This window comes from Xenorhabdus vietnamensis, from assembly GCF_002127535.1.
Classification (GTDB): Bacteria; Pseudomonadota; Gammaproteobacteria; order Enterobacterales; family Enterobacteriaceae; genus Xenorhabdus; species Xenorhabdus vietnamensis.
The window spans coordinates 98,169-124,926 of the sequence record NZ_MUBJ01000014.1; the positions used below are offsets into that span (position 1 = coordinate 98,169).

Sequence of the window (26,758 nt, forward strand, 5' to 3'; positions counted from 1 at the left end):
TTCTTTTTATCACCATTTCAATCGTACTCAATGGGCATCCACAAATACCATTTTCAATACAAACAGTAGCGTCACGACAAGAACGCACGGGCCAACTTCACGCCACTTGCCAGTACCCAATTTCATGGCACAGTAGGCGATAAAACCTAGCGCAATGCCTTCAGTAATGGAAAAACTAAATGGCATCATTACTGCGGTGATAAATGCGGGGACGGATTCAGTCAGATCATTCCATTTCACCCGTGTCAGGCTGGAAGTCATCAAGACACCGACATAAACCAAAGCACCCGCTGTAGCATAAGCAGGTACCATGCTTGCCAGCGGAGAGATAAACATCACCAGCAAGAACAAAATACCGACAACAATCGCCGTTAAGCCAGTACGTCCACCAACAGAAACGCCTGAAGAACTTTCAATATAGGCAGTAACCGAAGAAGTCCCAATATACGAGCCAGCCACTGAACTAATGCTATCCACGTATAAGGCTTGTTTCATGCGGGGAAATTTACCGTTACTGTCCGCAATACCCGCTTTATCCGTCACGCCAATCAATGTGCCGGAAGAATCAAACAAATTCACCAGCATAAATGAGAATATAACGCCGGCCAAAGTGACATCCAGTGCGCCTTTCACATCAACGTTACCCACCACACTCATCACACTAGGCGGTAGATCAAAAATGCCGTGATATTCCACATACCCCATCATGAAACCGATGACCGTTGTCACTACGATAGAAACCAATACCGCTGCATGGAAATTGCGTGCTGCTAAAATAGCAATGATGAAAAAGCCCAATGTTCCCAACAAGACGTTATGCGAAGCAAAGTTGCCGATTGAGACAATCGTATCGGGATTAGGCACGATAATGCCTGCATTTTTCAGCCCCATCATGGCGATGAAAAGACCAATACCGCTGGTAATGCCCACACGCAGGCTCAATGGGATATTAGCAATCATCCAGTAACGGACACGAAAGAGAGTCAGGATCAACAATCCCACCGCACCCCAGAAAATCGCGCCCATTGCAACCTGCCATGAAATACCCATCGCCCCAACGACAACAAAGGCAAAAAACGCATTCAGTCCCATCGCAGGTGCAACGGCAACAGGCAAATTCGCCATCAATCCCATCAGAATGCTGCCAGCGGCGGCAATTAAACAGGTCGTGACAAATACCGCTTTAATATCCATGCCAGCAACTGCCAGAATTTGCGGGTTAACAAAGACGATATACACCATTGTCAGAAAGGTCGTCAGCCCGGCAATCATTTCAGTACGAACCGTCGTACCATGTTCCTCTAATTTAAACACGCGCTGAAGCAAGCCCTGACGATTAGTCGGGCCAGAAGTTATTTTGCTCATGTAATTTTGTTTCCCAAAAAACGAAGTTTTCGACTTATCCTACAGGAAACCCCTATAAATCGTTACCCTGGAACGGCAAAAAAAGAAAACGTTTGCGGTACGTGCAATCAAAGAGTTAATTAAGGTTATGATTCTTGAGGATATTCATTAAATGGCGCTATTTTATTCATTATGCTTTCCATTAAATTCATTCAAAAAGAAAACAATATAGCGCCTAATAATGGCTAATTATCTGTGCGTAATTGTGGCAAGCCTCACGATTGATTCGATATTGGGTTTGCAGAAGAAGCTCGTGATGACATGGTAGCAAGAATGTCATTAAAGATATCTCCCCATTCATCTTCTGTCATATCCATTAAACCGAAGAAACGCAGAACGAATGCCCCTTCTGTAGCTAAAAACGCCAAACGTGCCTGTCGGCCTTCTTCTGTCGTCGTGTCCAGACCCGCGATACGCTGCCGATACCAGCTTCGGGTTGATTCAAGATGTTCCGGTGTTTGTAATAAAGCTGCCAGTAAACCAGCCGCCTTTGCAATCGATGCTTCATCAGAGCACCGGGTCGCCTCAATATGTGCACGCACCGTTGTCAGCGGGTGCGGATCACCTCCGGCAATTTTTTGAAATTGTTCGTCATAGCTTACTCCCCAACGATCAAACATCGCATCAATAAGGGCATCTTTCGTACCAAAACTGTACTGTACCCCGCCTTTGGTAATACCAACCGCTTTCGCCAGTGCATCAATGGTGAGAGCCGCAGCTCCATGTGTTGTGACAATTTGCTCCGCTGCATCCAGAAGAACTTCTCGGTCAATTGTCTTGCGTCGTCCTCGTCCCATATGGTCCCCTTTTAATTAAATACGTATGTATTTATAATAATCGCCAACAATTTAGTCAAGGTTCGACAAGGTCGCCGAACCGCATTGGTGAATTTGCCTATGAAATCAAATATTCGCTGGCTTGTACTAGCTATCATTTCCAGTGCACTTTTCTTAGTCGTCATTGATATGACTGTTCTCTATACCGCTTTACCCCGGTTGACTCATGATTTGCGTGCTTCTGCCTCTGAAAAGCTGTGGATTATGAATGCCTATACTTTAACCATTGCAGGTTTACTTCCCGCGATGGGGGCATTGAGTGACCGTTTTGGCGCAAAAAAACTGTTTATTAACGGATTAGCAATTTTCGGTGCGGCATCGCTTATGGCCGCATTTTCCCCCGATTCTGGCACTCTGATTGCTGCTCGAGTGGTTCTTGCACTTGGTGCCGCAATGATGATGCCTGCGACGCTCGCGATAGTCCGGCAAACGTTTGAAAATCCCGACGAAAGGGCACTTGCCATTGGCATCTGGTCTGCCGTGGCATCAGGCGGAGCGGCACTTGGCCCGGTTATCGGCGGCTTCCTGCTTGAATATTACTGGTGGGGATCGGTTTTCCTTATCAACGTACCGATTGTAATCATCGCACTCGGCTTTGCACTGGTTTTTATTGCTAAAAGCCGGAACAATCCAGACCATACCTTTGACCTGATAGCTTCGGTACAAATCATGATTGGCCTGATTAGCATTACCTATGCAATCAAGGAATTAAGCAAGCAAGTACCGTCGTTAGTAACCGCTGTGACTGTAGGCATCGCCGGAATTATTTTCACGGCCGTCTTTATTCGTCGCCAGCTAAATTCTCCAACCCCCATGATCGACTTCAACCTTTTCCGCAATCGCGCCTTCACAGCGGGAATTATTGCTGCCTTCGTTTCTACGGCAACACTGGTCGGTATGGAACTTGCCGTTAGCCAACGTTTCCAGCTCGCCATGGGTCTATCTGCCTTACAGGCAGGATTGTTTATTCTGCCCATTCCGATCGCCTCTTTTATTGCCGGCCCTCTGGCTGGGATTGCTATACCCAAATTTGGTTCTGAAAGAATCATGTGGCTTTCTCTAGCCTTTGCTGGACTGGGAACCTTTGCCTATCTCGCAGGTCTGCAATCTGGGCTTTTCGTGCAAATAGCCGCATTTAGCATAATTGGATTTGGTTTCGGTGCAGCAATGACTGCGGCTTCCACCTCCATCATGCTGAATGCACCAGAAAACAACGCTGGCACCGCTGCTTCCATCGAGGAAGTCGCATATGAATTGGGAAGCTTAATCGGGATAGCCGTTCTCGGTAGCCTGATGGTGGCGGTCTATTCTGCATCGTTCACCCTTCCGGCCGATATGGGTAGTTCAGAACTGGCACGAAACAGCATTGACGAAGCACTTATCGCCGCAGAAGGGTTAAAAGGCGATGCCGCACAATCCTTGCTTCATGCAGCAAAACAGGCTTTCAATCACTCATTTCTGTCGGTATTGATCACAGCGGGCATATCGTTGTTGTTGACCTCTGCAATGATCGCTCTACTGGCAAAAAGGAAACTCAGCTAATTATCATTGGCCTGCCAAATTATCCAGAGGGAGCGTTGTTACACATCGCGGGCGGAGTTTTTTAGCGCGCGAGCAACAGCATCCCGGTGACGCAAAGAAAAATAAACACCGAAAGTCTACTGAGCTAACAGTAATACATTCTAGTCTGGGGTGAGAATGGCTTGCTCCAATTTTCAGATGTCAGGAAAATGAATTTTGTTTTCCTGACTATGAACCTTCAATTAAAATCTCTTTTCTGTCCTCTCTTCGAAAGACAATTACGATGGTTTTTCACTTTCCGCAATCAGCCTATCATCGAGGCTTTTTAAGGGGTTTGAGATCCATTGGAGTGAAAACCTACGTTTAGAGAGTCACAGTCTGATATATCAACTGATGGAAGCTTTCCCAATAATGAAAAAATTTGTAATTAATACCTTGGTTTTTGTCACAGTCGCAACCTCTCCGTTTTATGCTGCAGCACAAAAAACACTGACGGAACAACAGGTCGCAAAGATTGTCAATAATACGCTTACACCGCTGCTCGAAAAACAGGATATTCCCGGTATGGCTGTCGCTGTGGTTTATGACGGAAAGCCTCAATTTTTTAACTATGGCGTGGCGGATATAAAAACTCGACGCCCGATAACAGAAAATACCCTGTTTGAACTGGGTTCAGTCAGCAAGACCTTTACCGGGGTTGCCGGGGGATATGCCATGCAAACCGATATCCTAAACCTTAATGATCCGGTGACAGCGTACAGTCCTGAACTAACGGGCAATCAGTGGCGGGGGGTTAAAATGCTGCATCTGGCGACATACACTGCGGGAGGGCTTCCTCTTCAGCTCCCAGATTCGGTCACAGACCAGAAGTCATTGTGGCAGTACTATCAGCAATGGCAACCACTGTGGGCACCTGGGATGATGCGTAATTACTCCAATGCCAGCATTGGCTTATTCGGTTCTCTGGCTGTGAATAAAAGCCAGTTGACATTTGAAGCCTATATGACGAAATATGTTTTCCAGCCTTTAAAACTGACGCATACCTTTATAACCGTCCCGGAATCGATGCAGTCTGATTACGCGTGGGGATATAAGAATGGCCAGCCAGTACGCGTCACACCGGGCATGTTGAGTGCAGAAGCCTACGGGGTGAAATCCACCGCGCAAGATATGGTGAAATATATGCAGGCCAATATGGCTCCAGACAGCCTGCCTGCCGATAACGATAAGTTAAAGAAGGCCATCCTCGCGGCCCAGTCTCGTTATTACCAAGTGGGAAACATGTTTCAGGGGCTAGGATGGGAAATGCATAACTGGCCTATCAATCCGCAGAGGGTGATTGCCGACAGCAGCAATAACATCGCCTTGCAGCCACATAAGGTTGAGGCACTGATACCGCCACGTTCTGCTGTACCGGCATCCTGGGTACATAAGACCGGCAGTACCAATGGCTTTGGGGCTTATATTGCTTTCATCCCGGAGGAGAAGATTGGCATTGTAATGTTGGCTAACAAGAACTATCCAAATCCTGTCCGCGTGGAAGCTGCGTATCGTATTCTTAAGGCATTGCGTTGAGGGTGATGCTGTAGGGATTTGAAGTCCAACGGTACGGAAACCTACGCTAAACGGTATCAAAAATCGAAAAAGATACTTTTGAATCTCATGAGTCTTGCCATATCAGACTGTGACTCTCTAAACGTAGGTTTTCGTTCCAATGGATCTAAAAACCCTTGAAGTTGTGATTGACCTCTACAATGATCGCTCTACTGGCAAAAAGGAAGCTCAGCTAATTATCATTGGCTTGCCAAATTATTCGATTAAGAATACCGAATAATTTGGCATCAAAAGTATTGCATTCTCAAAAAATACGATTTGATTTACTATTTTTTCTAATCATCTTATGCCATGCCAAAAAACAATGCAGCTCCTTAAGGTAATTACAGTAATATTGGGTATTTAACATAAAGAATGTCAATAAAAAGCTCACTGCAATAAAACACAAAGAGATATTGCTATAATCTAATATTCCAACAACAAATTTCAGCACCACCAATATGATAAAAAGCACTATAAAGAGATAATGAGCAATAATTAATATCTTAAAACCAAAATTCACTCCCCGATGCGTTAATAAAATAGAAAAAGAAGAAAACATTAATGCCAAAGCTACTACAAAAAATAAAATAGGAAGATCATTCTTGTTATCAAGATGAGATAATAATATAAATGTAGTCATTACATAATCTGTTACCAGTAAAACAGTAGACAATAATGTTATCAGCAATGCCTTTTTTTGCACTCCGAAATTCAATAAATTACGATATTTATTTAATCTATCTTCTGTCAGCAAACTAATATCATTATTTTCTACTCTTTGGTTAAGATTATAGCTTATTTTAAGCACATTGTTTAAATTTCTATTTAGCACACAATATTGCCAAATTTTTTTAAAAAATTTTATTTTTATTTTTTTTTCATGATTTTCAACATCATACCTTCCTGCTATTCCGTCTATCTTCTTTCTCAAAATATGATTAGTTGTTCTAAACCATAAAATTTCCGTCATTGTTTGGGAAAAAACCTTACTATTAATAATAATTCGGTTAGATAGGAAATTAAAAAACACGATTGTTAATAAATACCATTCGTGATGCATATAATAGACAAAGTAATCAAACAAAAGAATAGCGATCGCAAATATGATACTTACTGTATTCAGCACATTCAGAGTTTTTAAAGCAAAAAGGCTTCCTCTATAGGCATACAACGTTAATAAACAGATTATAGAAATAATGAATATACCGGCGGAACGTTGGAAACCAGCAATATCAGAGGAAAAGTAAAAACCATAGAACACAATAACCAACATGATATAGGAAATAGATATCAATATAGGAAATAACATCAGCAGTAGACTTGCTTCTGAAGATCGGTTAATGACCACTTGATCTTTTAGCCTGACAATATCTGGTTCACCCAACAGTGAAGAATCATTCTTTTTGATCCTACTATTTATATTTTCATACTGAATAAAAATATTTCTAAATTGATTGTTAGTTAATATATATCTTATATTCATGTTTGTTTTTCCAAAAAATAACTGTTTTTATATTTCATTTCCTTTTTTTACTTAAATCATCGACGGGTTTGATACGTGATCGGATTTTTCATTCATCCTATTTCTCCTCAGAATTCCTTGCTCTTTTTTTATCTCTTATTTTTTTACGATTTTCTAATTTTAACGCTCTGGAATACTCTCTTAATTGTTTTTTATTAAAAACTTTTATTTTTTCCAGTTCACTTTTAAAAAGAACACGATTAATTCTGAGGCACATCCTAGTCCATATAAAATCAGAGTAATACTGGCTATTCAATATAAATTTAATCAACAAGCAACATAACGCTATAGAAAAAAAATATAGGCCATCAGAATTAAACACCTCTTGTAAAATAGCTACAAATAAACTAAAAATAAATATAATTGAATTTACACTATTATGAATCATAGGACCATAATAATATCCCCTTAAAGTAAATCCAATATGAAAAATTGAAATAACACCACTAATTAACAATGACAATACGAAAGAAAATGCTTTTATTTCGTTGCTTGGATTATTTATTAACAAATCAGGTATAGCTACCGCTGCACCTGAAAAAAAAGCCATGAAGACTATCGTAATAAAAAATATAATAAGAGTTATCTTAAACCTACCAGGATAATCGAAGAATTTTTTATAACTCCGTTCATCCACAGTGATGTACTCTATAGTTGGATCAGCCATCTTTATTTTTGATTCCAGATCTCTAGACTTATCCAATAATTTTTTGAATCCTGCATTTAAAACAAAATTTTTTATATTCATACAATAATTATCACAAACAATGAGCCCATAGAATCAATACAGTTATTTAAAATGTTCAGATAAATAACTAGCGGGGTTTTCGTAAACAATAGAGTGAATCGTGCCAATAATATATTTACCTGAAGTAAATATATTTTCTGGACTCTTAATTGTTCCTGTCATTCCACTACCCACAAACCCACTACCTGCGACAAGCGAATCTTTCAAATGGTTCCACAATGCCTTTTGTATCTCTTCATTAGGATAACGCTTAATATACCTTCCCTGCTCTATCGCTTTTTTAATTACTTGATTAGATATTCCAGGATTATTATGTCGCATAATTTCTTCAGTTAACCGTTTTCTCTCATGTCTTGGCATGTTTTTTAGCCATTCTGATGCTCTACGAGGAGAAGTTGCTTTCATTATTTTATAAGTTTTATATGCATCCTTTAGTGCAGCAGCTCCAGAGGTAAGGGATATTACATCTAATATAGTTGTGGTTGTAACATACCAATCTTGCGAATCTAACCAAGCAACATGTTCTACTCCTTCCCCCCCTGCACCTGTAAGTTGATAAACTCTATATCCTCCATTTACACATTGCAGACCAGATGCTGTTAAACCGCCATAAGCTAAAATAGCTACGGGTGTACTCATTCCTCCTGTAAATGGTGCTGCTACTCCCGAGCCAAATAATCCGAATGCCGATACCAGTGCTCCACCACAAGAAAGCGCCGTAGAGCCAATCTCCAGCATCAAACTAGGCTCTGATACCGTTTTTTTCAGTTCTACTTTTGGAGTAACTCCTGCCTCAAGATTGAAAATAATAATATGTGTTAACTCAGAAGAGACATTATTCCCACGTCTTTTTGATGGTCTAACTAAATAGCGTTTATAGAAGCCATCGGAATAAATAATTCCAGCACCATAAAAATCACGGTGGCAATCTAATGCATCCGCAATAGCCTGAAAATCTATATTGGAAGCCCGTGATGTATGGAACCAAGCATTCTGGCATGCTGTAAGCTCGGTAACTTACTTTCATCAAACTCGTTTCTTAGTTGTGATGTTAGACTTTCAAATCGCATATTATTTACCAATTGTGATTATTATTTTATGTATTGTTCTAAGATAATTTATATAATCAGTAAACCGTCTCTTCCCAAGCACAATACCCTGATGTGCCTGCCACATGATGCTGACAAACAATATCTTTATATCTTACTGCAACAACCTCTTCTGGCTGCCGATCATTATGGTTCACAGAATGTGGATATTGAACATTAACATTTATTAACTTGGCATTTCTTAAATTGACAGAGTAATAACGCTCTTGCCCACCAGCTTGCGAAGTTCGGTAAAAATCAAACATGAGATCAAGTTCTTCATTGTTTGAAATTGCCATCAATAGTAATGGTGATGATTTATCCAGAGGTTTGATAAACTTAACCGGTTGATGAGCAACGTTTTGTGAACGAGAAATTCCATGATTAAATTGTAATACAAAAACTTGATCTTCATGCCCAAACTGAAATTTATTACCAATAGAATCCAGCGTGGAACACCCTTGAGAGATCAACCCTTGAAGCTTCCCTTTTATTGTCACATAAATAGAATTAGCCATATTATCTTAATCCTTCATCATTATTTTTTGCTTTACCTCTTGTTGTTATAGCATAAAAAATCAATCAACAAATACCGATTAGATCCTAAAAAACAAACTAATCACATAGATAAAAACATTTTGATTTAATAAGAAAAATATCAAACGAGTAAATTAAATAACTTTAAAATTACCAGCCTAATATAAAAAATCCCCACCTCACGGTAGGGAATGAATACAACAAAAATATCTGCCAGGTGTCAGATATTAATTTTGAGGAACCACGTCCAATGTTTTTTTACGCCAGAATCCGAAGATTGCTGTTTTTTCACGTCTGACCGAAAAATGACGGGCAATATAATTGGCAATCAATTCCAGTGATAAACACATCACAAAATAAACCAGCGCAACGAATAAAAAGACTTCCATCGGATAGACCATGCTGCGGTTATTCACTTGGGTTGCCAAAAATGACAATTCCGCCACACCGACAATATAGGCCAATGAGGTATCTTTAATTAATGCAATCCATTGATTGATGAATGAAGGCACCATCATGCGCAGTGCCTGTGGTAAGACGATATACCACAGCACTTCCCAACGGTTGAAGCCCAGCGATAGCCCTGCCCGCCATTGACCATCCCCTATTGCCAGAATCCCCGCTTTGACACCATGTGCCAAATAGGCCGAAGTAATTAACGCCAGCGCGCAGACAACGGTAGTAATTTCAGGAATTTCCATCCCCAATACCACGGGAAGCAAGAAATATGTCCAGAAAATCAGCATAATGACCGGAATGGCGCGGAAGAAACCCAACACTGCCGCCAATAGGTTGACCCAAAAACCACGCAACATTGCCAGTGCAATTCCACCTAACGTGCCCAATACAATGGAAATCGCCCCCGCCATGATGCTGATCGCCAGCGTCAATGCCGCCCCTTCCAGTGGCCCGTCAGGAAAGGTTCCCAAGAGCAAATAGTGCCAGTTTTCTGCAATAACAGTAAAATCCATATCAATGCCCTCTCGCCAAGGTTTTCTGCTGGCGCCATTGCCCCCAACCTTCCATCACAGCAATAATGGCGATGTAAAGTACAGTCGCTACACCAAATGCCTCAAAGGTTTGTAAGGTTTGGGTTTCCACCTGACGGGAAGCATAGGACAACTCAGCCACGCCAATCGCCATGGTTAATGATGAATTCTTAACGATGTTCATGTATTGCCCCAACAGAGGCGGCATGGCTATTTTCAGTGCTTGTGGCAATACAACATGACGCATGGCCTGCCAGCCTGTTAAACCTAATGCATGAGCCGCATATTTCTGCCCACGTCCGACGCCTTGGATTCCAGCGCGTAGTTCTTCTGCAACAAATGGGGCTGAATAAAGGGTCAATCCGATGAATCCTGCCAAAAATTCAAAGGATGGCCATTCCAATGTCAGACCGGAAATCGTGATGTTATGGGGCGTGTTCAGCCACACCATCGCCTCTTGTGGCAAAATTTGCCCGGATGCGAAGTACCAGAAAAACAGTTGCACCAACAGAGGTGTGTTACGAAATACAGTCGTATAAACTGTGACCAGCCAGCACAGTGGCTTGATTTGGCTGTCTCGTGCCGCAGCAATCAAGAAGCCCAGTAAAGTGGAAGAGGCTATGGCACACGCAGAAAGCCACAAGGTGATCAGAAACCCCTGCCAAAGCCATTGTAGATATTCGGGAGCCAGTAAGTGCTCGGTAATAAATTGCTCAAACATATCATTCACCGCATAAACAAGCAGCAAAGCCCCGAGATAACGGGGCTAATTTCAGTCTTTGTTTTTCAATCAATCTCAATCTGTGTTCTTAAGCTGTGTTTTTAAGCTATCTTTTTAAAAAATAGCGCTAAACAGAAGCTATAAAATTAACATCACAGTTTTGCATGACTTTCCAATGGTGCGAATTTAAAATCACCACGTGGCTGAGCAGATTTAGTTTCCGGGCCAAACCAACGGTTGTAGATCTTCCCTGCTTCACCCTCTTTTTCCAATTTCAGTAAAGTGTGATTAACCGCATCAATCAGTCGCCCCTCTCCTTTGGAAGCCGCTACCGCCTGATATTCGCGGGTAATGCTGAAAGGTGAAATCTCAAAATCTGCTTTCTGGGCTTCTGGTACGTTTGCCAGCAAGCCAACCAATTTCGCATCATCCTGCGTGATTGCCTGAACATTACCATTTCTCAGGGCTGCAAATGCCAGCGGTGTATCGTCATAAGAGATAACTTTTGCTGTTGGATAACGCTCACGCAGAGTAATTTCCTGCACAGTTCCCTTATCTGCTCCAATACGCAATTTAGCAATATCGTCCGGATTGGTCAGTACGCCTTTGCGGGCAATAAATTTCTGACCTGTCGCAAAATAAGGAATGGAGAAATCAACTTGTTTGGCGCGTTCGTCAGTAACCGTGAAGTTAGCGGCAATTAAGTCAATTTTCTTGGAAGAAAGCAGAGGAATTCGGTTTGCGGGATTCGTCGGACGCAGTTCCAACTTAACGCCCAAATCATTGGCAATCGCATTGGCAATATCCACATCATAGCCTGCCAATTTCTTCGTCTGAGGATCGATAAAACCAAATGGAGGGTTACTGTCAAATACCGCAATGCGTACCGTGCCGGCTTTTTTAATATCATCAAGTTTATCAGCCTTTGCCACACCTGAAACCAGTGCCAAGCTGGTCAATAAAGCCGCCACCGCTACGTGAGATTTATTGCGAATTTTCATTGTACACCCCTGTTGGTTATTAATTTTTATATGACCAACAAAAGCTATCAATTTCGATATAGCACCTGAAATAATATAAAATGCTATGTTTATAATTATATGGAATATAAAAAAGAACGCCGGAAAAAACACCAGCGTTTCAGATAATTAAAAAATTACTCTTTTTGAGTAAGCAACTTTTCCAGCTTATCACCGCCAACATGGCGGAAATCCTGTCCTTTGACATAATAGAAAATAAATTCACAAATATTCTGGCAACGGTCACCAATGCGCTCAATAGAGCGGGCACAAAAAAGAGCCGTCATAATATTCGGAATCGTTCTGGGATCTTCCATCATGTAAGTCATTAGCTGACGAACGATGCTTTCATATTCCTGATCAACTTTTTTGTCTTCACGATAGATACGGATAGCCTCTTCCAGATCCATGCGGGCAAAGGCATCCAGCACATCATGCAACATTTGGATAGTATGGCGACCCAGTGATTCTAAACTGACCAGCAAGGATTGCTGTTGGTGTGAAAATTTTTCAAGCGCAGTCTGGCAGATCTTATTGGCAACATCACCAATTCGCTCCAGTTCAGCAATGGTTTTTGAAATAACCATGATCAGACGCAGGTCGCTGGCTGTCGGTTGGCGCTTTGCGATGATACGGACACAAGCCTCATCAATCGCCACTTCCATCATATTGACCTTCTGGTCATTTTCAATCACTTGTCGTGCCAACACTTCATCTTGGTTATGCATCGCCAGAATTGCTTTACTGAGCTGCTCTTCCACCAGCCCACCCATTACCATCAATTCTGTACGAATATGTTCCAGTTCAGCAGTAAACTGACCAGAGATGTGTTTGCTGAGATTCAGATTGTCCATCTTAAGCTATCCCCATATCAACCGTAGCGGCCAGTAATATAATCTTCGGTCTGTTTCATCTTCGGTGTGGTGAACAATCTATCGGTATCGCTGAATTCAATCAGTTCACCAAGGTACATAAATGCCGTGTAATCAGAACAACGAGCTGCCTGCTGCATATTGTGAGTGACGATCACTACGGTATATTCTGATTTCAACTCACTGATTAATTCTTCAATACGCCCTGTTGAGATCGGATCAAGTGCCGAACAGGGTTCATCCAGCAACAAAACTTCCGGGCGAATAGCAATACCACGGGCTATGCACAAACGTTGTTGCTGACCACCGGAAAGGCTATACCCGCTCTGATGTAATTTATCTTTGGTTTCGCTCCACAATGCCGCTTTTATCAACGCCCATTGGACACGTTCGTCCATCTCTGCCCGGGATAGTTTTTCAAACAGGCGCACCCCGAAAGCAATATTGTCGTAAATAGACATCGGGAATGGCGTCGGTTTCTGGAAGACCATCCCAACTTTAGCGCGCAGCAAAGCAATATCTTGCTTATCTGTCAGAACATTAGTGCCATCCAGAATAATTTCACCTTCAGCTCGCTGTTCGCCATACAATTCATACATTTTGTTGAAAGTACGCAGCAACGTAGACTTACCACAGCCCGATGGCCCGATGAATGCTGTTACCTTATTTTGTGCGATATCCAGCGTAATATTTTTCAGCGCGTGAAATTTGCCGTAATAGAAGTTCAGGTCACGTACCTGAATTTTGCTTTCTGCTGTTTTGTCTACTGCGATTTCGTTGACTGTCACTTTATTGACTGCAATGTCATTAGCCTTGTTCATCAGTATTTATCTCTTTAATACCTTTCATGCTTTTATTCCATCGGGTATTCCATCAAGAAATAGCATGTTAAAAATGCAGGTTTGGAAAAATATTAGTGCTTTTTCTTCGCAAACAACGCACGCGCCGCAATGTTAATCAACAGTACGCACAGAGTGATCAGCAATACTCCTGCCCATGCCAGTTGCTGCCAGTCAGCAAATGGGCTCATGGCAAACTTGAAAATAGTAACAGGCAAGTTTGCAATCGGCTGGCTGAGATCAGTGCTCCAAAACTGGTTGGAAAGCGAAGTAAACAACAATGGAGCCGTTTCTCCGGCAATACGGGCGATAGCCAGCAATACCCCCGTAATAATGCCTGATATTGATGCCTTCAACGTGATGGCTGAAATCATTTTCCATTTTGGTGCTCCCAGTGCATAAGCAGCTTCGCGCAGATTATCCGGTACCAATTTCAGCATGTTCTCTGTCGTGCGAATCACTATGGGGATCTGCAACAACGCCAGAGCAATGACCCCTGCCCAACCGGAAAAATGTTGCATCTTCGCTACTACGACCATATAGACAAACAACCCGACAACAATCGAAGGTGCTGAAAGCAAGATGTCATTAATAAAGCGAATGATTTCTGCCAGCCATGAACGGCGACCATATTCCGCCAGATAAATCCCCGCCATAATCCCCAATGGCGTACCAAACACCGTTGCCCAGAAGATCAGCAAGCCACTGCCGGCAATGGCGTTTGCCAGCCCACCGCCCCCTGTATTGGGTGGTGGCGTCATCTCAGTAAACAACGCCAGCGACATACCATCAATGCCTTTAGTGATGGTGGAGATTAAAATCCAACTCAGCCAGAATAACCCAAATGCCATCGTCGCCATGGATAACATCAAAGCCAACCGATTTTTCTGCCGACGCCATGACTGCATGCGACGGCGGCTCTTCATGTCCACTTCGCTTGCTGCATCAACTAAATGTAATGGTTGCTTATTGGTGGTTGTCATCTCAGCGCCCCTCATTTTTTGCCAGACGCATAATCATCAATTTTGACAACGCCAACACAATAAAGGTGATTACAAATAAAATCAGCCCCAGCTCCATCAGTGCGGCGGTATGCAGGCCAGATTCAGCCTCTGCAAATTCATTCGCCAATGCAGAGGTGATACTGTTCCCCGGCATGTACAGAGACAAACTATCCAGTTGGTAGGTATTACCGATAATAAAGGTGACAGCCATTGTTTCTCCCAATGCCCGACCAAGCCCCAACATCACGCCCCCAATCACACCATTCTTGGTATAAGGCAAAACGATATGCCAAATCACTTCCCATGTTGTACAACCAATGCCATAGGCAGACTCTTTCATCATCACGGGGGTTTGTTCAAACACATCACGCATTACAGAAGCGATATAGGGAATAATCATGATGGCAAGAATGACACCTGCCGCCAGAATGCCAATGCCAAAGGCGGGGCCAGAGAACAACTCGCCAACGATAGGAAGGCTCGAGAGCACATCACCGACGGGTTGCTGGAAATACGTGGCAAATAATGGAGCAAAAACAAACAGTCCCCACATGCCATAAACGATACTGGGGATGGCTGCCAATAGCTCAATGGCCACGCCCAACGGACGTTTCAACCAATTCGGAGCTAATTCCGTCAGAAACAGGGCGATGCCAAAACTCACCGGAACCGCAATAATCAAGGCAATTAATGAAGTCATCAATGTGCCATAAATCGGTACTAACGCGCCAAACACTCCCGCTGGTGCATCCCACTCTTTGCTCCACAAGAAAGCAAAACCAAATGTTTGTAGACTCGGCCAAGAAGCAATGATCAGCGAAACGATAATGCCTCCCAACAGGAACAAAGTCAGCAACGCCGCTAGCCTAACCAGGATGCTGAAAATAATGTCGCCATTTTTGCTTGGTGCTTTCAGTGCCGTTTTACGTTCGGCCATACGCTTAATTCTCATTTTGAGTTATTTCCCCCTTAATAAAGGGGGAGATTTTATAATCGCCGGTTCACACCGGTGATAGGAAAATTCAATATAGCGGTTTGCCACTGCTGTCTTTGATGTTGCTCTTCCATGCTGCACGTACCTGACTGACTACTTCTTTTGGCAGAGCAGCATAATCCAAATCCTGCGCCTGTTTTTTGCCTTTGTCATAAGCCCAATCGAAGAATTTCAGAATTTCGGTACCATTCTCTGCATTTGCCTGTTGTTTATGGATGAGAATGAATGTGGTGGATGTAATTGGCCACGCATTATTACCTTTTTGATTTGTCAGATCCTGAGCAAAGCTACTGTTCCAATCTGCACCTTTGGCGGCAGCACTGAAACTCTCTCCGGTAGGTGCAACTACTGCACCATCCGCTGAGAGCAATTTGGTATAAGCAAGGTTATTCTGCTTCGCATAGGTATATTCGACATAACCAATCGAGCCAGGCAGACGCTGAACAAATGCAGCAATTCCATCATTGCCTTTGCCGCCTAATCCGGTTGGCCATTTGACGGTCGAGCCTGCCCCAACTTTTTGTTTCCAATCGCTGTTAACTTTAGACAGATAACTCGTGAAGACGTAGGAAGTCCCTGATCCATCGGCACGACGAACCACGGCAATGTTTTGATCGGGTAATTTGAGATTAGGATTCAGTTTTGCAATCGCGGGGTCATTCCATTTCTTGATATTCCCCAGATAGATGTCACCAAGGGCTTTACCATCCAGAACCAACTGACCGGATTTAACACCGGAAATGTTCACCGCCAGCACAATACCACCGATTACCGTCGGGAACTGGAACAACCCATCAGCAGCCAACTTTTCATCAGGAAGAGGAGCATCGGATGCACCAAAATCAACAGTATTGGCAATAATCTGTTTTACACCACCAGAAGAGCCGATACCCTGATAATTAACTTTGTTGCCAGTTTCTTTCTGATAAGAATCCGCCCATTTGGTATATATCGGTGCTGGAAATGTCGCACCTGCTCCCGTCAAGCTGGTGGCAGCAAATGAAGACAGGGATGTCATGGCAAATACAGCGGCCATGATACTCGCCACGGTAGTACGCATTGATTTCATACTCTCTCCTATTGGGATACACATCATTCATTAAAAATATAATGCCAGGCATGGCTGACAATTTGATTTTTAGGTTAAAAGATGAATCGTGAAGGAAAGTAAGTGAATTCAATGACAATACAATGTATGAATTATGACATTTTTATGACAGAACGTTTCGGAGATACCTTATTTTGCGGTCTCAGTGGTGTACTCAACGCTGCACTCAATGGAATATATACGCGGATGGATAACCCTTCTTTTTCACTGCTCCCTACCTGAATACTCCCCCCGTGGATGCCAATGATACGGTGGATAATCGCAAGCCCCAATCCCGCGCCACCATTGCTACGGATGCTGCTGGCCCGAACGCCTTGCTTGAAAGGCTGGAATAAAATAGCGACTTCTTCCTCTGTTATCCCGGTGCCGTTGTCATCAATCTGAAACCAGCCAAATTTTTCTGTTGAACCGCTACTGATTCGAATCCATCCATTGCCATAACGCCGGGCATTAGTGAACATATTGACCAATACACGTTTGACGGAAAGGGAATGGGCTAAAATAAAAATTGGATCACTCGACAAGTGATTTTCGATATCGACATCGGTTATACAGCGTTGTTCTGCCTCAATCACCTCTTCAAGCAACCCATTCAATTCACAGCATGTGAATGGCACATCCTGCCCTGCCCGCTGATAATCAATGAACTGATCAATCATGGCATTGCACTCTTCAATATCCTGATGGATAGATTCTGTCAGAAAACCATCTTTTTCCCCCAGCATTTCCATCGCCAGACGAATACGGGTAAGTGGGGTGCGCAAATCATGACTCACTCCGGCCATCAATACCGCCTGTTCACTTTCCTGTGATTTCAGCACTGCCGACAATTGGTTGAGTGCTCTAATAACGGAACGGATGGCGGGGAATCCCTTTTCAGGCAACGGTGACACTCTTCTTCCTTTTTCCATGTCGATGACTGCTTCATGTATGGACTTCAATGCCCATTTTTGGATAGCCAAATACCGCCAGAACACTGCGAACACTGACAATCCCACCACAAAAATACTTATAAAGAGATAAGGAAATATCGCGTTGAAAGAGAATTTTTCGAACGCCACCAGAAACAAGGCGACCAGAGAGCTGAACAGCAAGCTGCCCAGCATCAAGTACAAAACATAGGAAAACCAGATACGCAGAGAAAGCCGGGGCTTTTTCATGCAGAGATTTTTCATACCTTGCTTCCATCAGGAACAAAAACGTATCCCAACCCCCAGACAGTCTGGATATAGCGCGGATGGGCAGGATCTTCTTCAATCAGGCGACGCAGGCGGGAAACCTGTACATCAATGGAACGCTCCATAGCGCCATATTCTCGTCCCCGAGCCAGACTCATCAATTTATCCCGTGATAACGGCTCCCGAGGGTGAGAAACCAATACTTTCAGCACAGCAAATTCCCCACTGGTCAAAGGCAACAACTCATCCTGATGAAACATTTCACGTGTTCCGAGATCAAGTTTAAATTTCCCGAAATGGATCACCGCATCATCTGATGCCGGCGCTCCCGGCAACTCATTCGTTTGTCGCCGCAGAACAGCACGCATGCGTGCCAACAATTCACGCGGGTTAAAAGGCTTGGCAAGATAATCATCCGCTCCAATTTCAAGACCAACAATCCGATCAACCTCTTCTCCTTTCGCGGATACCATGATGATCGGAATCGAGTTATGCTGACCTCTTAACCTTCGACAGATAGACAACCCATCCTCGCCTGGCAACATTAAATCCAGGACAATCAATTGAATGGATTCTCTGGTCAATAAACGATCCATCTGCTCTGCATTTGCTGCGCTGCGCACTTGAAATCCCTGTTCGGATAAATAGCGTTCCAACAACGCCCGCAAGCGCATATCATCATCAACAACAAGGATCTTATAACTCTCTTGCATGTTTCAGCTCCCAAGATGCTCCATGCCCGTAACATCCATTACCTTCACAGAAACCCCATACTTCAATAGAGACTAACCGCATGTATTTTAAGGCTACTTACAGCATTGGCAACTATTGCTTATGTTTCAGTTTTCCATCCTTGTTTTCTCTATTCTTGTTCTCCCAATTTCCGCTCCGCAATCGCTGTAATTTATGTCAAAGGCTGATAGCCAATTTCCAGTATCCAGTAAGTCACCTTGCCATTAGGTGTCATCACCGTAACTTCATCATCAGCCTGCTTACCAAGTAACGCCCTTGCCACCGGAGAATCAATGGAAATCCATTTCTTGGCAGGATCGAACTCATCCGGCCCCACTAAACGAAAAATATGTTCTTCCTCATTCTCGTTTTCAACTTTTACCCATGCCCCAAAAAAGACTTTCCCTTCTTGTCGCGGGTCAGGATCGACAATTTGCAGTACATCTAAACGTTTGGACAAAAAACGCACACGACGATCAATTTCCCTTAATCTTTTTTTACCATAAATGTATTCAGCATTCTCTGAACGATCCCCTAATGCAGCAGCATCTGAAACAGCTTGGGTGACCTTAGGTCGTTCAATTTTCCAGAGATATTTCAATTCCTGATCAAGCGAATGCCAACCTTCCCGGGTAATATAGTTACTCTTGGCCATAAAAAAACTCACTTGAGAAAAGGTGATTAATGGCGAAGTACTATATCTTAATCCAGAAGATATTCGATCTTAACCCAGAAGATATTCGATTAATTCTGTCGCAACATGACCGAAATATCGCACTAAACTGGAAATTATCGCGCTCAGCACGTATAAATGGAGCCAGTTTGAACCATGCCGATACTGTTTCAGGTGAAATTTGATCTTATCCGGCTCTGTCTCAGGATGTCTCAGGATGTCTACAGACGCCAAGAAAGTTGAAGAAAAACAGACCATGAATGAATCTTTAAGTCGAATCATTGCCGGTGAGCTACAGGCTCAACCACAGCAAGCCCTAGCCGCCATTACTCTGCTTGATGAGGGAAATACCGTACCCTTTATCGCCCGTTACCGTAAAGAGGCCACCGGTGGTCTGGATGACACGCAGCTCCGCCAGCTCGAAAGCCGCCTCGGTTATCTGCGCGACCTGTCCAACCGCCGTCAGACTATTCTGAAATCGATTGAGGAGCAGGGAAAGTTAACTGTTGAGCTTGCAGAAGCGATTAACGCCACGCAGAGCAAAACCGAATTGGAAGACCTGTACCTACCTTATAAACCTAAACGCCGCACCCGCGGACAAACAGCTATTGAAGCCGGGTTAGAGCCTCTGGCTGATCTGCTGTGGCAAGATCCACAGCAAGAGCCAGAATTGGCAGCGGCTACCTATGTTGATACGGACAAAGGTGTTGCTGATACCAAAGCGGCATTGGATGGCGCACGTTATATCCTGATGGAACGTTTCGCTGAAGATGCGGCTCTGCTGGCGAAAGTACGTGAATACCTATGGAAAAATGCTCATTTGGTTTCCAGAGTTGCCGAAAGCAAAGAAGAAGAAGGTGCCAAGTTCAGCGATTATTTCGATCACCACGAAGCTATCTCGACGGTTCCTTCCCACCGTGCCCTTGCCATGTTCCGTGGACGCAATGAAGGCATTCTGCAACTGTCTTTGAATGCCGATCCACAGTTTGAGGAAGCCCCAAAAGAGAGTTACTGCGAGCAAATTATTACCGATCACCTTAACCTGCGCCTGAATAATGCACCGGCTGACAACTGGCGCAAAGCCGTGGTGAACTGGACATGGCGCATCAAAGTGCTGCTGCATCTGGAAACCGAACTGATGGGTACGCTGCGCGAGAAAGCCGAAGATGAAGCCATCAACGTATTCGCCCGTAACCTGCATGACCTGCTGATGGCTGCACCTGCGGGCATGCGCGCAACAATGGGGCTGGATCCGGGCTTGCGCACAGGGGTAAAAGTCGCCGTTGTTGATGCGACAGGCAAACTCATTGCCACCGATACCATTTATCCGCATACAGGGCAGGAAAACAAAGCAACTGCAACCGTCGCAGCCCTGTGCACCAAACATCAGGTGGAATTAGTCGCCATTGGTAACGGTACTGCATCCCGTGAAACAGAACGTTTCTTCGCTAATATCCAGAAACAATATCCTGACGTCACGGCACAAAAAGTAGTTGTCAGCGAAGCAGGCGCTTCTGTTTACTCCGCTTCTGAGTTGGCTGCACAAGAATTTCCTGATCTGGATGTTTCCCTGCGGGGCGCTGTTTCCATCGCCCGCCGCCTGCAAGATCCGCTGGCTGAACTGGTAAAAATCGAACCAAAATCTATCGGTGTTGGTCAATACCAGCATGATGTCAGCCAGATTCAACTTGCCAAAAAACTGGATAACGTGGTTGAGGACTGTGTAAACGGCGTTGGCGTTGACCTGAACACAGCTTCTGTCGCTTTGCTGACTCGCGTTGCAGGTCTGAGCCGTGCTGTTGCCCAAAATATCGTTAACTGGCGTGATGAGAATGGCCGCTTCAATAACCGTGACGAACTGCTGAAAGTCAATCGTCTGGGGCCGAAAGCCTTCCTGCAATGTGCTGGCTTCCTGCGCATCAATCAGGGTGACAACCCGCTGGATGCTTCAACGGTTCACCCAGAAACCTATCCAGTGGTTGAGAAGATCCTGACAACAATCGAGCAGACCCTGCCTGAATTGATGGGTAACCCTGCTATCCTGCGTAATTTGAGCGCTCAGGATTTCACAACAGCAAAATTCGGCATCCCGACTGTCACCGATATTCTGAAAGAGCTGGAAAAGCCGGGTCGCGATCCTCGCCCTGAGTTCAAGACAGCTTCGTTTGCCGATGGTGTTGAAACTATGAACGACCTGCAAGTGGGTATGATCTTGGAAGGCTCCGTGACTAACGTGACTAATTTCGGCGCGTTCGTGGATATCGGTGTCCATCAGGATGGCCTGGTTCATATCTCTTCATTGTCCGATCGCTTTGTGGAAAATCCACATACCGTAGTCAAAACGGGCGACATCGTGAAAGTGAAAGTGATGGATGTTGACCTCAACCGCAAACGTATTGCATTGACCATGCGTCTTGATGAGCAACCAGGTGAAACTCAGGCACGCCGGAGTCCTCAAGGTGGCAACCGTCAGGATCGCAATGACCAGAGCCGCAATAATCGCAACGGTAATGGCAATGGCAGAAACCACCAAAACTCGCGTTCAGGTTCTGCAACATTAGCCAACAGCGCCATGAGTGATGCACTCGCAGCTGCCTTTAATAAAAAACGTTAATTAGCAAAAACGCTTGCTGACATAAATGATTTCCTGAACTGGCACAATTTCAGCCAGTTCAGGATCTTTCCAAAAATACAGTATTGTTGTGACTGCTTTATGAAAAGGCGTGAAATTAATTAAAGTTTTAATCATTAAATATCACTAAATATATTTTTAATTCAAATAAACTATTACGTGAGAATAAATAAAGCACTCTTACCAACAACCCATAAAAAGCCCTTATTTTCATAAGGATGATTATATTTATTGCTGACATGATAAATTTGAATAAGTAATGACACCTGCATATTTTTATTAATATTCCGTATAATTCGTTTCGCAATAAATCTCATAATAACGTGGGTTTATTGAATAATATAAAAATATAAATCATTCATAGAATCCTAAGTTTTTATACCAATGGGCATCAATTTGCAGATATACCGGTATAAAAAACGCATTCACACTGTTGAGGAAAAACCATGAACAAATACGTCCAAAGCAGTTTTGATCTACTCAGCAATATCCGTTTTTTCGGTCTTTCCACTCATGATCCGGATGCAGACTCAGTCTGGTCATCGACTATGTTTTATATTCCGAAATACAACCCACTGACACTGATCTGGTATTCAAAACAAGATACCCGACATTCGCAAGAATTGTGTATCAATCCTCGTGTCAGCGGTACAATCTACAGCAGTCTGGTCATGCCTGATTCATCACTGGATCTGGCTGGTGCTCAATTTGTTGGTTGTGCCCGCCAAGTCCCCGATGATCAAATAAAAGAAACCTATGACTACTTTTTCTTAAAAACTTATCCCGATCCCGCTATCAGAAAGAAAAAATCTCGTCCCATCAGTGACTATCAAGGCCATGCCATACGCCGTTTCTATGAATTGGAAATTGAGAAATGGTGGGTGTATGACTCAGACGCCTGGAGCCAACATCAAGATGATGAACGTGTGCAGGTTCCATTGAGTGAACTACGTTATCCTCCTAAAGGTCAATAAAACCAACCAGCCCTGTTTGATTAACAGGGCTTATTTTTCCAAATATTAAATAAGCCTGACAACGATTTACTTTCAATAAAGTCACCATTAATTTGATTAATATCAACTTGTTCCTGCGTTATTCAGTATAAATAACCAGTATCACAGTTGCGTATCCTTATCATTAACAATTAGAATCCAGAGCAATTACCGCAATTTTTTCTTGTGAATTCCCCTTTATTGAGGATAATAATTCTCATAATCACTTATTTTTTCAGTCCAAATGGAGAGTTATATGGTTCTTATTCCAGAACATAGATATAAAATTCTGGGATTTTCTCCAGAGATTAGTCCCGCTTACCGGCAAAAACTATTGTCACTCGGCATGTTACCAGGCTCAACATTTCAGGTTATTCGCTTTGCTCCATTAGGCGATCCAATACAAATCGAAACACGCAGGGTCAACCTGACTCTTCGTAAACAAGACCTAGCATTCCTCATGTTAAATGAAGATCTGAACTAGCAAAGCGCGGAATCAATGCAGTTCAGAATAAATACCACGTTTATAAACCAAACTCTTTTATAACCTAAAGTACAAACGTATAACCAGAATACGAAAGTATCACTAGAGTACGGAAGTCGCTTCCTGATTGGCAGAAAGTATAATGAAACAATTAACCATAGGCCTGATCGGTAATCCTAATGCCGGCAAAACGACGCTTTTTAACCAGCTTACTGGCTCCCGACAACGAGTAGGCAACTGGGCTGGCGTTACGGTAGAGCGCAAAACCGGTCACTTTGCTACCCATAACCATCAGGTCGAGCTTGTCGACCTCCCTGGTACTTACTCTCTCACCACAATTTCAGAACAAACCTCCATTGATGAACAAATAGCCTGCCACTATATCCTGAGCGGTGAGGCAGATATGTTGATCAATGTTGTTGATGCGTCGAATCTGGAACGTAATCTTTATCTCTCACTGCAATTAATTGAACTGGGCATTCCCTGCATCATTGCACTGAACATGCTGGATATTGCTCAAAGCCAACGCATCAATATTGATATCCCGGCATTGGAGAAGCGCCTCGGCTGCCCGGTCATCCCATTGGTTTCAACGCGTGCCACAGGGATAGATGTACTGAAAAACACCATCGACAATTACCCGCAAAATACCCTACAGAAATCCCACACTGTCCAGATTGATTATCCTGATGCGTTATTGCAGGAGATTTCCCACCTTTCCCGCCAGATAATGGAGAAATTCACTCTACAGCAACGCCGCTGGCTGGCTCTGCAAGTGTTGGAAGGGGATATTTACAGCCGTGAGATATCTGGCCTGAGTCACACACAACTGACGGAAAGCCATAATCGCCTGCAAAAACAACAAATTGAAGAACCCGATCTCATCATTGCAGGTTCTCGCTATCAAGCAATCAGTGAAATTTGTCTGGCTGTCATTGATACCCGCTCAGCCATACCAAATAAACTGACCCAAGCGCTGGATACCATAATCCTGAACCGCTGGTTAGGTGTACCTATCTTTCTGTTTGTCATGTACCTGATGTTTATACTGGCCATCAATATTGGGGGAGCCTTACAACCAATCTTTGAAGGTGCTTCTGCCGCTATCTTCATTGATGGAATGCAGTGGCTCGGCCATTCTCTCCATTTCCCGAATTGGTTGACTGTGTTCCTTGCTCAGGGAATTGGTGGAGGCATCAACACGGTACTGCCGCTGGTTCCCCAGATTGGCATGATGTATCTGTTCCTCTCCTTTCTGGAAGACTCCGGCTATATGGCGCGAGCAGCATTTGTCATGGACAGGCTGATGCAAGCAATGGGATTGCCGGGTAAATCCTTTGTACCCTTGATTGTTGGCTTTGGCTGTAACGTGCCTGCTGTGATGGGTTCAAGGACACTGGATGCCCCCCGTGAGCGCCTGATTACCATCATGATGGCACCATTTATGTCCTGTGGGGCAAGATTGGCGATCTTTGCTGTATTTGCTGCGGCTTTCTTTGGCAAAAATGGAGCAAGCATCGTTTTCTCCCTGTATATGCTAGGGATTGTCGTCGCTATCCTGACAGGGCTTTTGCTCAAATACACGCTAATGCGTGGTGAAGCATCGCCATTTGTGATGGAGTTGCCGGTCTATCACGTTCCTCATGCCAAAACCCTGTTACTCCAGACATGGCAGAGGCTAAAAGGTTTTGTGATACGCGCAGGTAAAGTAATTGTCGCAGCAAGTATGCTGATTGGTGCCCTGAACAGCTTCTCCTTTTCCGGCAAGACCGTGGATAATATCAACGAGTCAGCATTAGCTTCCGTCAGTAAAGTGCTTACGCCTGTATTGCAACCCATTGGTGTACATTCCGATAACTGGCAAGCCACTGTCGGGCTTATCACCGGAGCGATGGCAAAAGAAGTGGTTGTAGGAACCCTTAATACCTTATATACCGCAGAAAACATTACTCAAGCGCCATTCAATCCAGATGAATTCAACTTATTGGATGAACTAAAAGGCTCTGTAACGGAAACGTGGGATAGCCTGAAAGAAACCTTCACTCTGAGCGCACTTTCTAACCCGATTGAAGCCAGCAAAGGTGACGGAGACATGGATCGCGGTTCAATGGGAACAATGAGCGCCAAATTCGGCTCGGCTATTTCTGCTTACAGTTACCTGATTTTCGTGCTGCTGTACGTACCTTGCGTTTCTGTCATGGGAGCCATTGCCCGTGAAACCAGCCGTGGCTGGATGACATTCTCCATCCTGTGGGGATTGAACGTTGCTTATTCTCTGTCAGCACTGTTTTATCAAATCACAACCTTTTCAGCTCATCCACAAAGTAGCTTGATCACCATTTCGATCGTGATTCTGTTTAACATATTGGTCTTTATTGGATTACGTCGCGCACGCAGTAGAGTTACCGTCACGTTCAATAACACTACTGACCGTAGTTGCGAATGTTCAAAGGGCAGCTGCCACTAGTCGGAGCCATAAATGATTAATCTGCTGAAAATCAGAGATGCTATTGCCCTCAATGGGCGTACTGATGCAAGGTCATTGAGCCATCAGTTTTCAGCACCGCTGCCAATGGTGGAAGCCATGCTCAAGCAGCTTGTCATAATGGGTAAACTGGAGGAAGTGGATGCTTCCTCCTGCCTCAGCGGGGGCTGCAAACAGTGCCCGGAAACGCAAAAATGTGATACTAAGGTGTATCAGCTTGTTGTAAAAAAATAAGGCAAGTAAATTCTCTTTGAAGTCAGCTACTTGAATAGCCTTGTTGCCAAGATCCCAATTAAGGCAACGGGGTTATTTTATTCAATCAGGCCAGAGCTGGTTAAGGCATTAGATTTTACGTCCGATCAAAGCCTAATATGCCTAAACCGATAGAATAATACACTGGCGGCCTTTTCTGACAACATGAGCTTGATTTACTACGCTGATGCTTGTTCTATACTAACGCCACACTCGCGTTGTAAAAACTATTAACTTTATCATCAAGTGAGATCGCCAATGAGCAGATATGATGTTTCTAACAGTGAAGTTAAATTTGCTCAAGGCTCTAATGAAGAAGTCTTAGCAAACAAGCTCGGTATTTCTGATCTAAATGAAATTAATGATGCAGAGTTAGTACTATTGGAAAAACTGTATCAGGCCATTTTTGAAGAGCAATTCCCACTTAAGAAAATCACTGGTTGAGTAGACCGCGGGAACTGCCCCCGCAGCCTCTCGCAGAACGGTACGTGAGCCTCTCGACTCATACCGCTCCCATCAAGCAAACGTGCCT

At 43.7% G+C, this 26,758-nt stretch carries 25 protein-coding genes and 1 pseudogene; 9 read left to right on the forward strand and 17 right to left on the reverse strand.

Annotated elements, in window-relative coordinates; all coding sequences use genetic code 11:
- Nucleotides 1–27: 27 nt before the first annotated feature.
- Both Xvie_RS13185 and Xvie_RS13190 read right to left on the reverse strand, forming a co-directional pair.
- Nucleotides 28–1,365, reverse strand: a complete 1,338-nt coding sequence (locus tag Xvie_RS13185; RefSeq protein WP_086109770.1) for an NCS2 family permease — start codon at nt 1,363–1,365, stop codon at nt 28–30.
- Between the two features lie 254 nt (nt 1,366–1,619).
- Complete coding sequence (locus Xvie_RS13190; RefSeq protein ID WP_086109771.1) at nt 1,620–2,201, reverse strand: TetR/AcrR family transcriptional regulator; 582 nt, start codon at nt 2,199–2,201, stop codon at nt 1,620–1,622.
- A gap of 99 nt (nt 2,202–2,300) precedes the next feature.
- On the opposite strand from Xvie_RS13190, the gene Xvie_RS13195 reads away from it, so the two are divergent.
- Together Xvie_RS13195 and ampC are read left to right on the forward strand one after the other, a co-directional pair.
- A complete protein-coding gene (locus Xvie_RS13195; RefSeq protein ID WP_086109772.1) occupies nt 2,301–3,782 on the forward strand; it encodes an MFS transporter in 1,482 nt (493 codons plus the stop codon).
- 390 nt (nt 3,783–4,172) lie between these two features.
- The gene (gene ampC, locus Xvie_RS13200; protein ID WP_422645936.1) at nt 4,173–5,336 is read left to right on the forward strand and encodes a class C beta-lactamase; all 1,164 of its coding nucleotides are present in this window, start codon (nt 4,173–4,175) and stop codon (nt 5,334–5,336) included.
- Nucleotides 5,337–5,619: 283 nt separating this feature from the next.
- Here the strand turns inward: ampC and Xvie_RS13205 are convergent, their stop codons facing one another.
- From Xvie_RS13205 to greB, 15 genes are all read right to left on the reverse strand, one after another.
- A complete protein-coding gene (locus Xvie_RS13205; protein ID WP_086109773.1) occupies nt 5,620–6,840 on the reverse strand; it encodes a hypothetical protein in 1,221 nt (406 codons plus the stop codon).
- Between the two features lie 97 nt (nt 6,841–6,937).
- The gene (locus Xvie_RS13210; RefSeq protein ID WP_086109774.1) at nt 6,938–7,627 is read right to left on the reverse strand and encodes a hypothetical protein; all 690 of its coding nucleotides are present in this window, start codon (nt 7,625–7,627) and stop codon (nt 6,938–6,940) included.
- A 42-nt stretch (nt 7,628–7,669) separates the two neighbouring features.
- Nucleotides 7,670–8,587 (reverse strand): Ssp4 family T6SS effector, encoded by a 918-nt coding sequence (gene ssp4, locus Xvie_RS13215; protein WP_483053301.1) that lies wholly within the window; start codon nt 8,585–8,587, stop codon nt 7,670–7,672.
- A gap of 166 nt (nt 8,588–8,753) precedes the next feature.
- The gene (locus Xvie_RS13220) at nt 8,754–9,233 is read right to left on the reverse strand and encodes an Hcp family type VI secretion system effector (RefSeq protein WP_086109775.1); all 480 of its coding nucleotides are present in this window, start codon (nt 9,231–9,233) and stop codon (nt 8,754–8,756) included.
- 246 nt (nt 9,234–9,479) lie between these two features.
- A complete protein-coding gene (locus tag Xvie_RS13225) occupies nt 9,480–10,223 on the reverse strand; it encodes an amino acid ABC transporter permease (RefSeq protein WP_086109776.1) in 744 nt (247 codons plus the stop codon).
- Nucleotide 10,224: 1 nt separating this feature from the next.
- A complete protein-coding gene (locus Xvie_RS13230; protein ID WP_086109777.1) occupies nt 10,225–10,962 on the reverse strand; it encodes an amino acid ABC transporter permease in 738 nt (245 codons plus the stop codon).
- A gap of 152 nt (nt 10,963–11,114) precedes the next feature.
- Nucleotides 11,115–11,963 (reverse strand): ABC transporter substrate-binding protein, encoded by an 849-nt coding sequence (locus Xvie_RS13235; RefSeq protein WP_086109778.1) that lies wholly within the window; start codon nt 11,961–11,963, stop codon nt 11,115–11,117.
- Between the two features lie 155 nt (nt 11,964–12,118).
- On the reverse strand, nt 12,119–12,835 hold the full coding sequence (gene phoU / locus Xvie_RS13240; protein WP_086109779.1) for a phosphate signaling complex protein PhoU: 717 nt from the start codon (nt 12,833–12,835) through the stop codon (nt 12,119–12,121).
- A 17-nt stretch (nt 12,836–12,852) separates the two neighbouring features.
- Complete coding sequence (gene pstB, locus Xvie_RS13245; protein WP_086109795.1) at nt 12,853–13,626, reverse strand: phosphate ABC transporter ATP-binding protein PstB; 774 nt, start codon at nt 13,624–13,626, stop codon at nt 12,853–12,855.
- Between the two features lie 140 nt (nt 13,627–13,766).
- On the reverse strand, nt 13,767–14,618 hold the full coding sequence (gene pstA, locus Xvie_RS13250; protein ID WP_086109796.1) for a phosphate ABC transporter permease PstA: 852 nt from the start codon (nt 14,616–14,618) through the stop codon (nt 13,767–13,769).
- 58 nt (nt 14,619–14,676) lie between these two features.
- The gene (gene pstC, locus Xvie_RS13255) at nt 14,677–15,633 is read right to left on the reverse strand and encodes a phosphate ABC transporter permease PstC (RefSeq protein ID WP_086109780.1); all 957 of its coding nucleotides are present in this window, start codon (nt 15,631–15,633) and stop codon (nt 14,677–14,679) included.
- 85 nt (nt 15,634–15,718) lie between these two features.
- Nucleotides 15,719–16,759: a phosphate ABC transporter substrate-binding protein PstS gene (gene pstS / locus Xvie_RS13260; protein WP_086109781.1), complete on the reverse strand. Its 1,041-nt coding sequence runs from the start codon at nt 16,757–16,759 to the stop codon at nt 15,719–15,721.
- 131 nt (nt 16,760–16,890) lie between these two features.
- On the reverse strand, nt 16,891–17,973 hold the full coding sequence (locus Xvie_RS13265) for an ATP-binding protein (RefSeq protein WP_244175636.1): 1,083 nt from the start codon (nt 17,971–17,973) through the stop codon (nt 16,891–16,893).
- The gene (gene ompR / locus Xvie_RS13270; protein ID WP_086109782.1) at nt 17,970–18,689 is read right to left on the reverse strand and encodes an osmolarity response regulator transcription factor OmpR; all 720 of its coding nucleotides are present in this window, start codon (nt 18,687–18,689) and stop codon (nt 17,970–17,972) included. Before ompR ends, Xvie_RS13265 begins: the two co-directional genes overlap by 4 nt.
- Before the next feature lie 191 nt (nt 18,690–18,880).
- Nucleotides 18,881–19,363 carry a transcription elongation factor GreB gene (gene greB / locus Xvie_RS13275; protein WP_086109783.1) on the reverse strand — a complete coding sequence of 161 codons (483 nt, stop codon included), beginning with the start codon at nt 19,361–19,363 and terminating at the stop codon, nt 18,881–18,883.
- Between the two features lie 29 nt (nt 19,364–19,392).
- On the opposite strand from greB, the gene Xvie_RS21630 reads away from it, so the two are divergent.
- The 7 genes and pseudogenes from Xvie_RS21630 to Xvie_RS13305 all read left to right on the forward strand — a co-directional run.
- Entirely contained in the window at nt 19,393–19,566 is a 174-nt protein-coding gene (locus Xvie_RS21630) for a hypothetical protein (RefSeq protein ID WP_167376278.1), read from the forward strand.
- A gap of 71 nt (nt 19,567–19,637) precedes the next feature.
- A complete protein-coding gene (locus Xvie_RS13280; RefSeq protein ID WP_086109798.1) occupies nt 19,638–21,995 on the forward strand; it encodes a Tex family protein in 2,358 nt (785 codons plus the stop codon).
- 464 nt (nt 21,996–22,459) lie between these two features.
- The gene (locus Xvie_RS13285; protein ID WP_086109784.1) at nt 22,460–22,987 is read left to right on the forward strand and encodes a hypothetical protein; all 528 of its coding nucleotides are present in this window, start codon (nt 22,460–22,462) and stop codon (nt 22,985–22,987) included.
- Nucleotides 22,988–23,261: 274 nt separating this feature from the next.
- On the forward strand, nt 23,262–23,489 hold the full coding sequence (gene feoA, locus Xvie_RS13290; RefSeq protein ID WP_086109785.1) for a ferrous iron transporter A: 228 nt from the start codon (nt 23,262–23,264) through the stop codon (nt 23,487–23,489).
- A 142-nt stretch (nt 23,490–23,631) separates the two neighbouring features.
- Nucleotides 23,632–25,956 (forward strand): Fe(2+) transporter permease subunit FeoB, encoded by a 2,325-nt coding sequence (feoB, locus tag Xvie_RS13295; RefSeq protein WP_086109786.1) that lies wholly within the window; start codon nt 23,632–23,634, stop codon nt 25,954–25,956.
- A 12-nt stretch (nt 25,957–25,968) separates the two neighbouring features.
- Nucleotides 25,969–26,208: a FeoC-like transcriptional regulator gene (locus Xvie_RS13300; RefSeq protein ID WP_086109787.1), complete on the forward strand. Its 240-nt coding sequence runs from the start codon at nt 25,969–25,971 to the stop codon at nt 26,206–26,208.
- 276 nt (nt 26,209–26,484) lie between these two features.
- Nucleotides 26,485–26,664: pseudogene (locus tag Xvie_RS13305) on the forward strand (cell filamentation protein Fic); the annotation flags it as partial.
- Between the last annotated feature and the right edge of the window lie 94 nt (nt 26,665–26,758).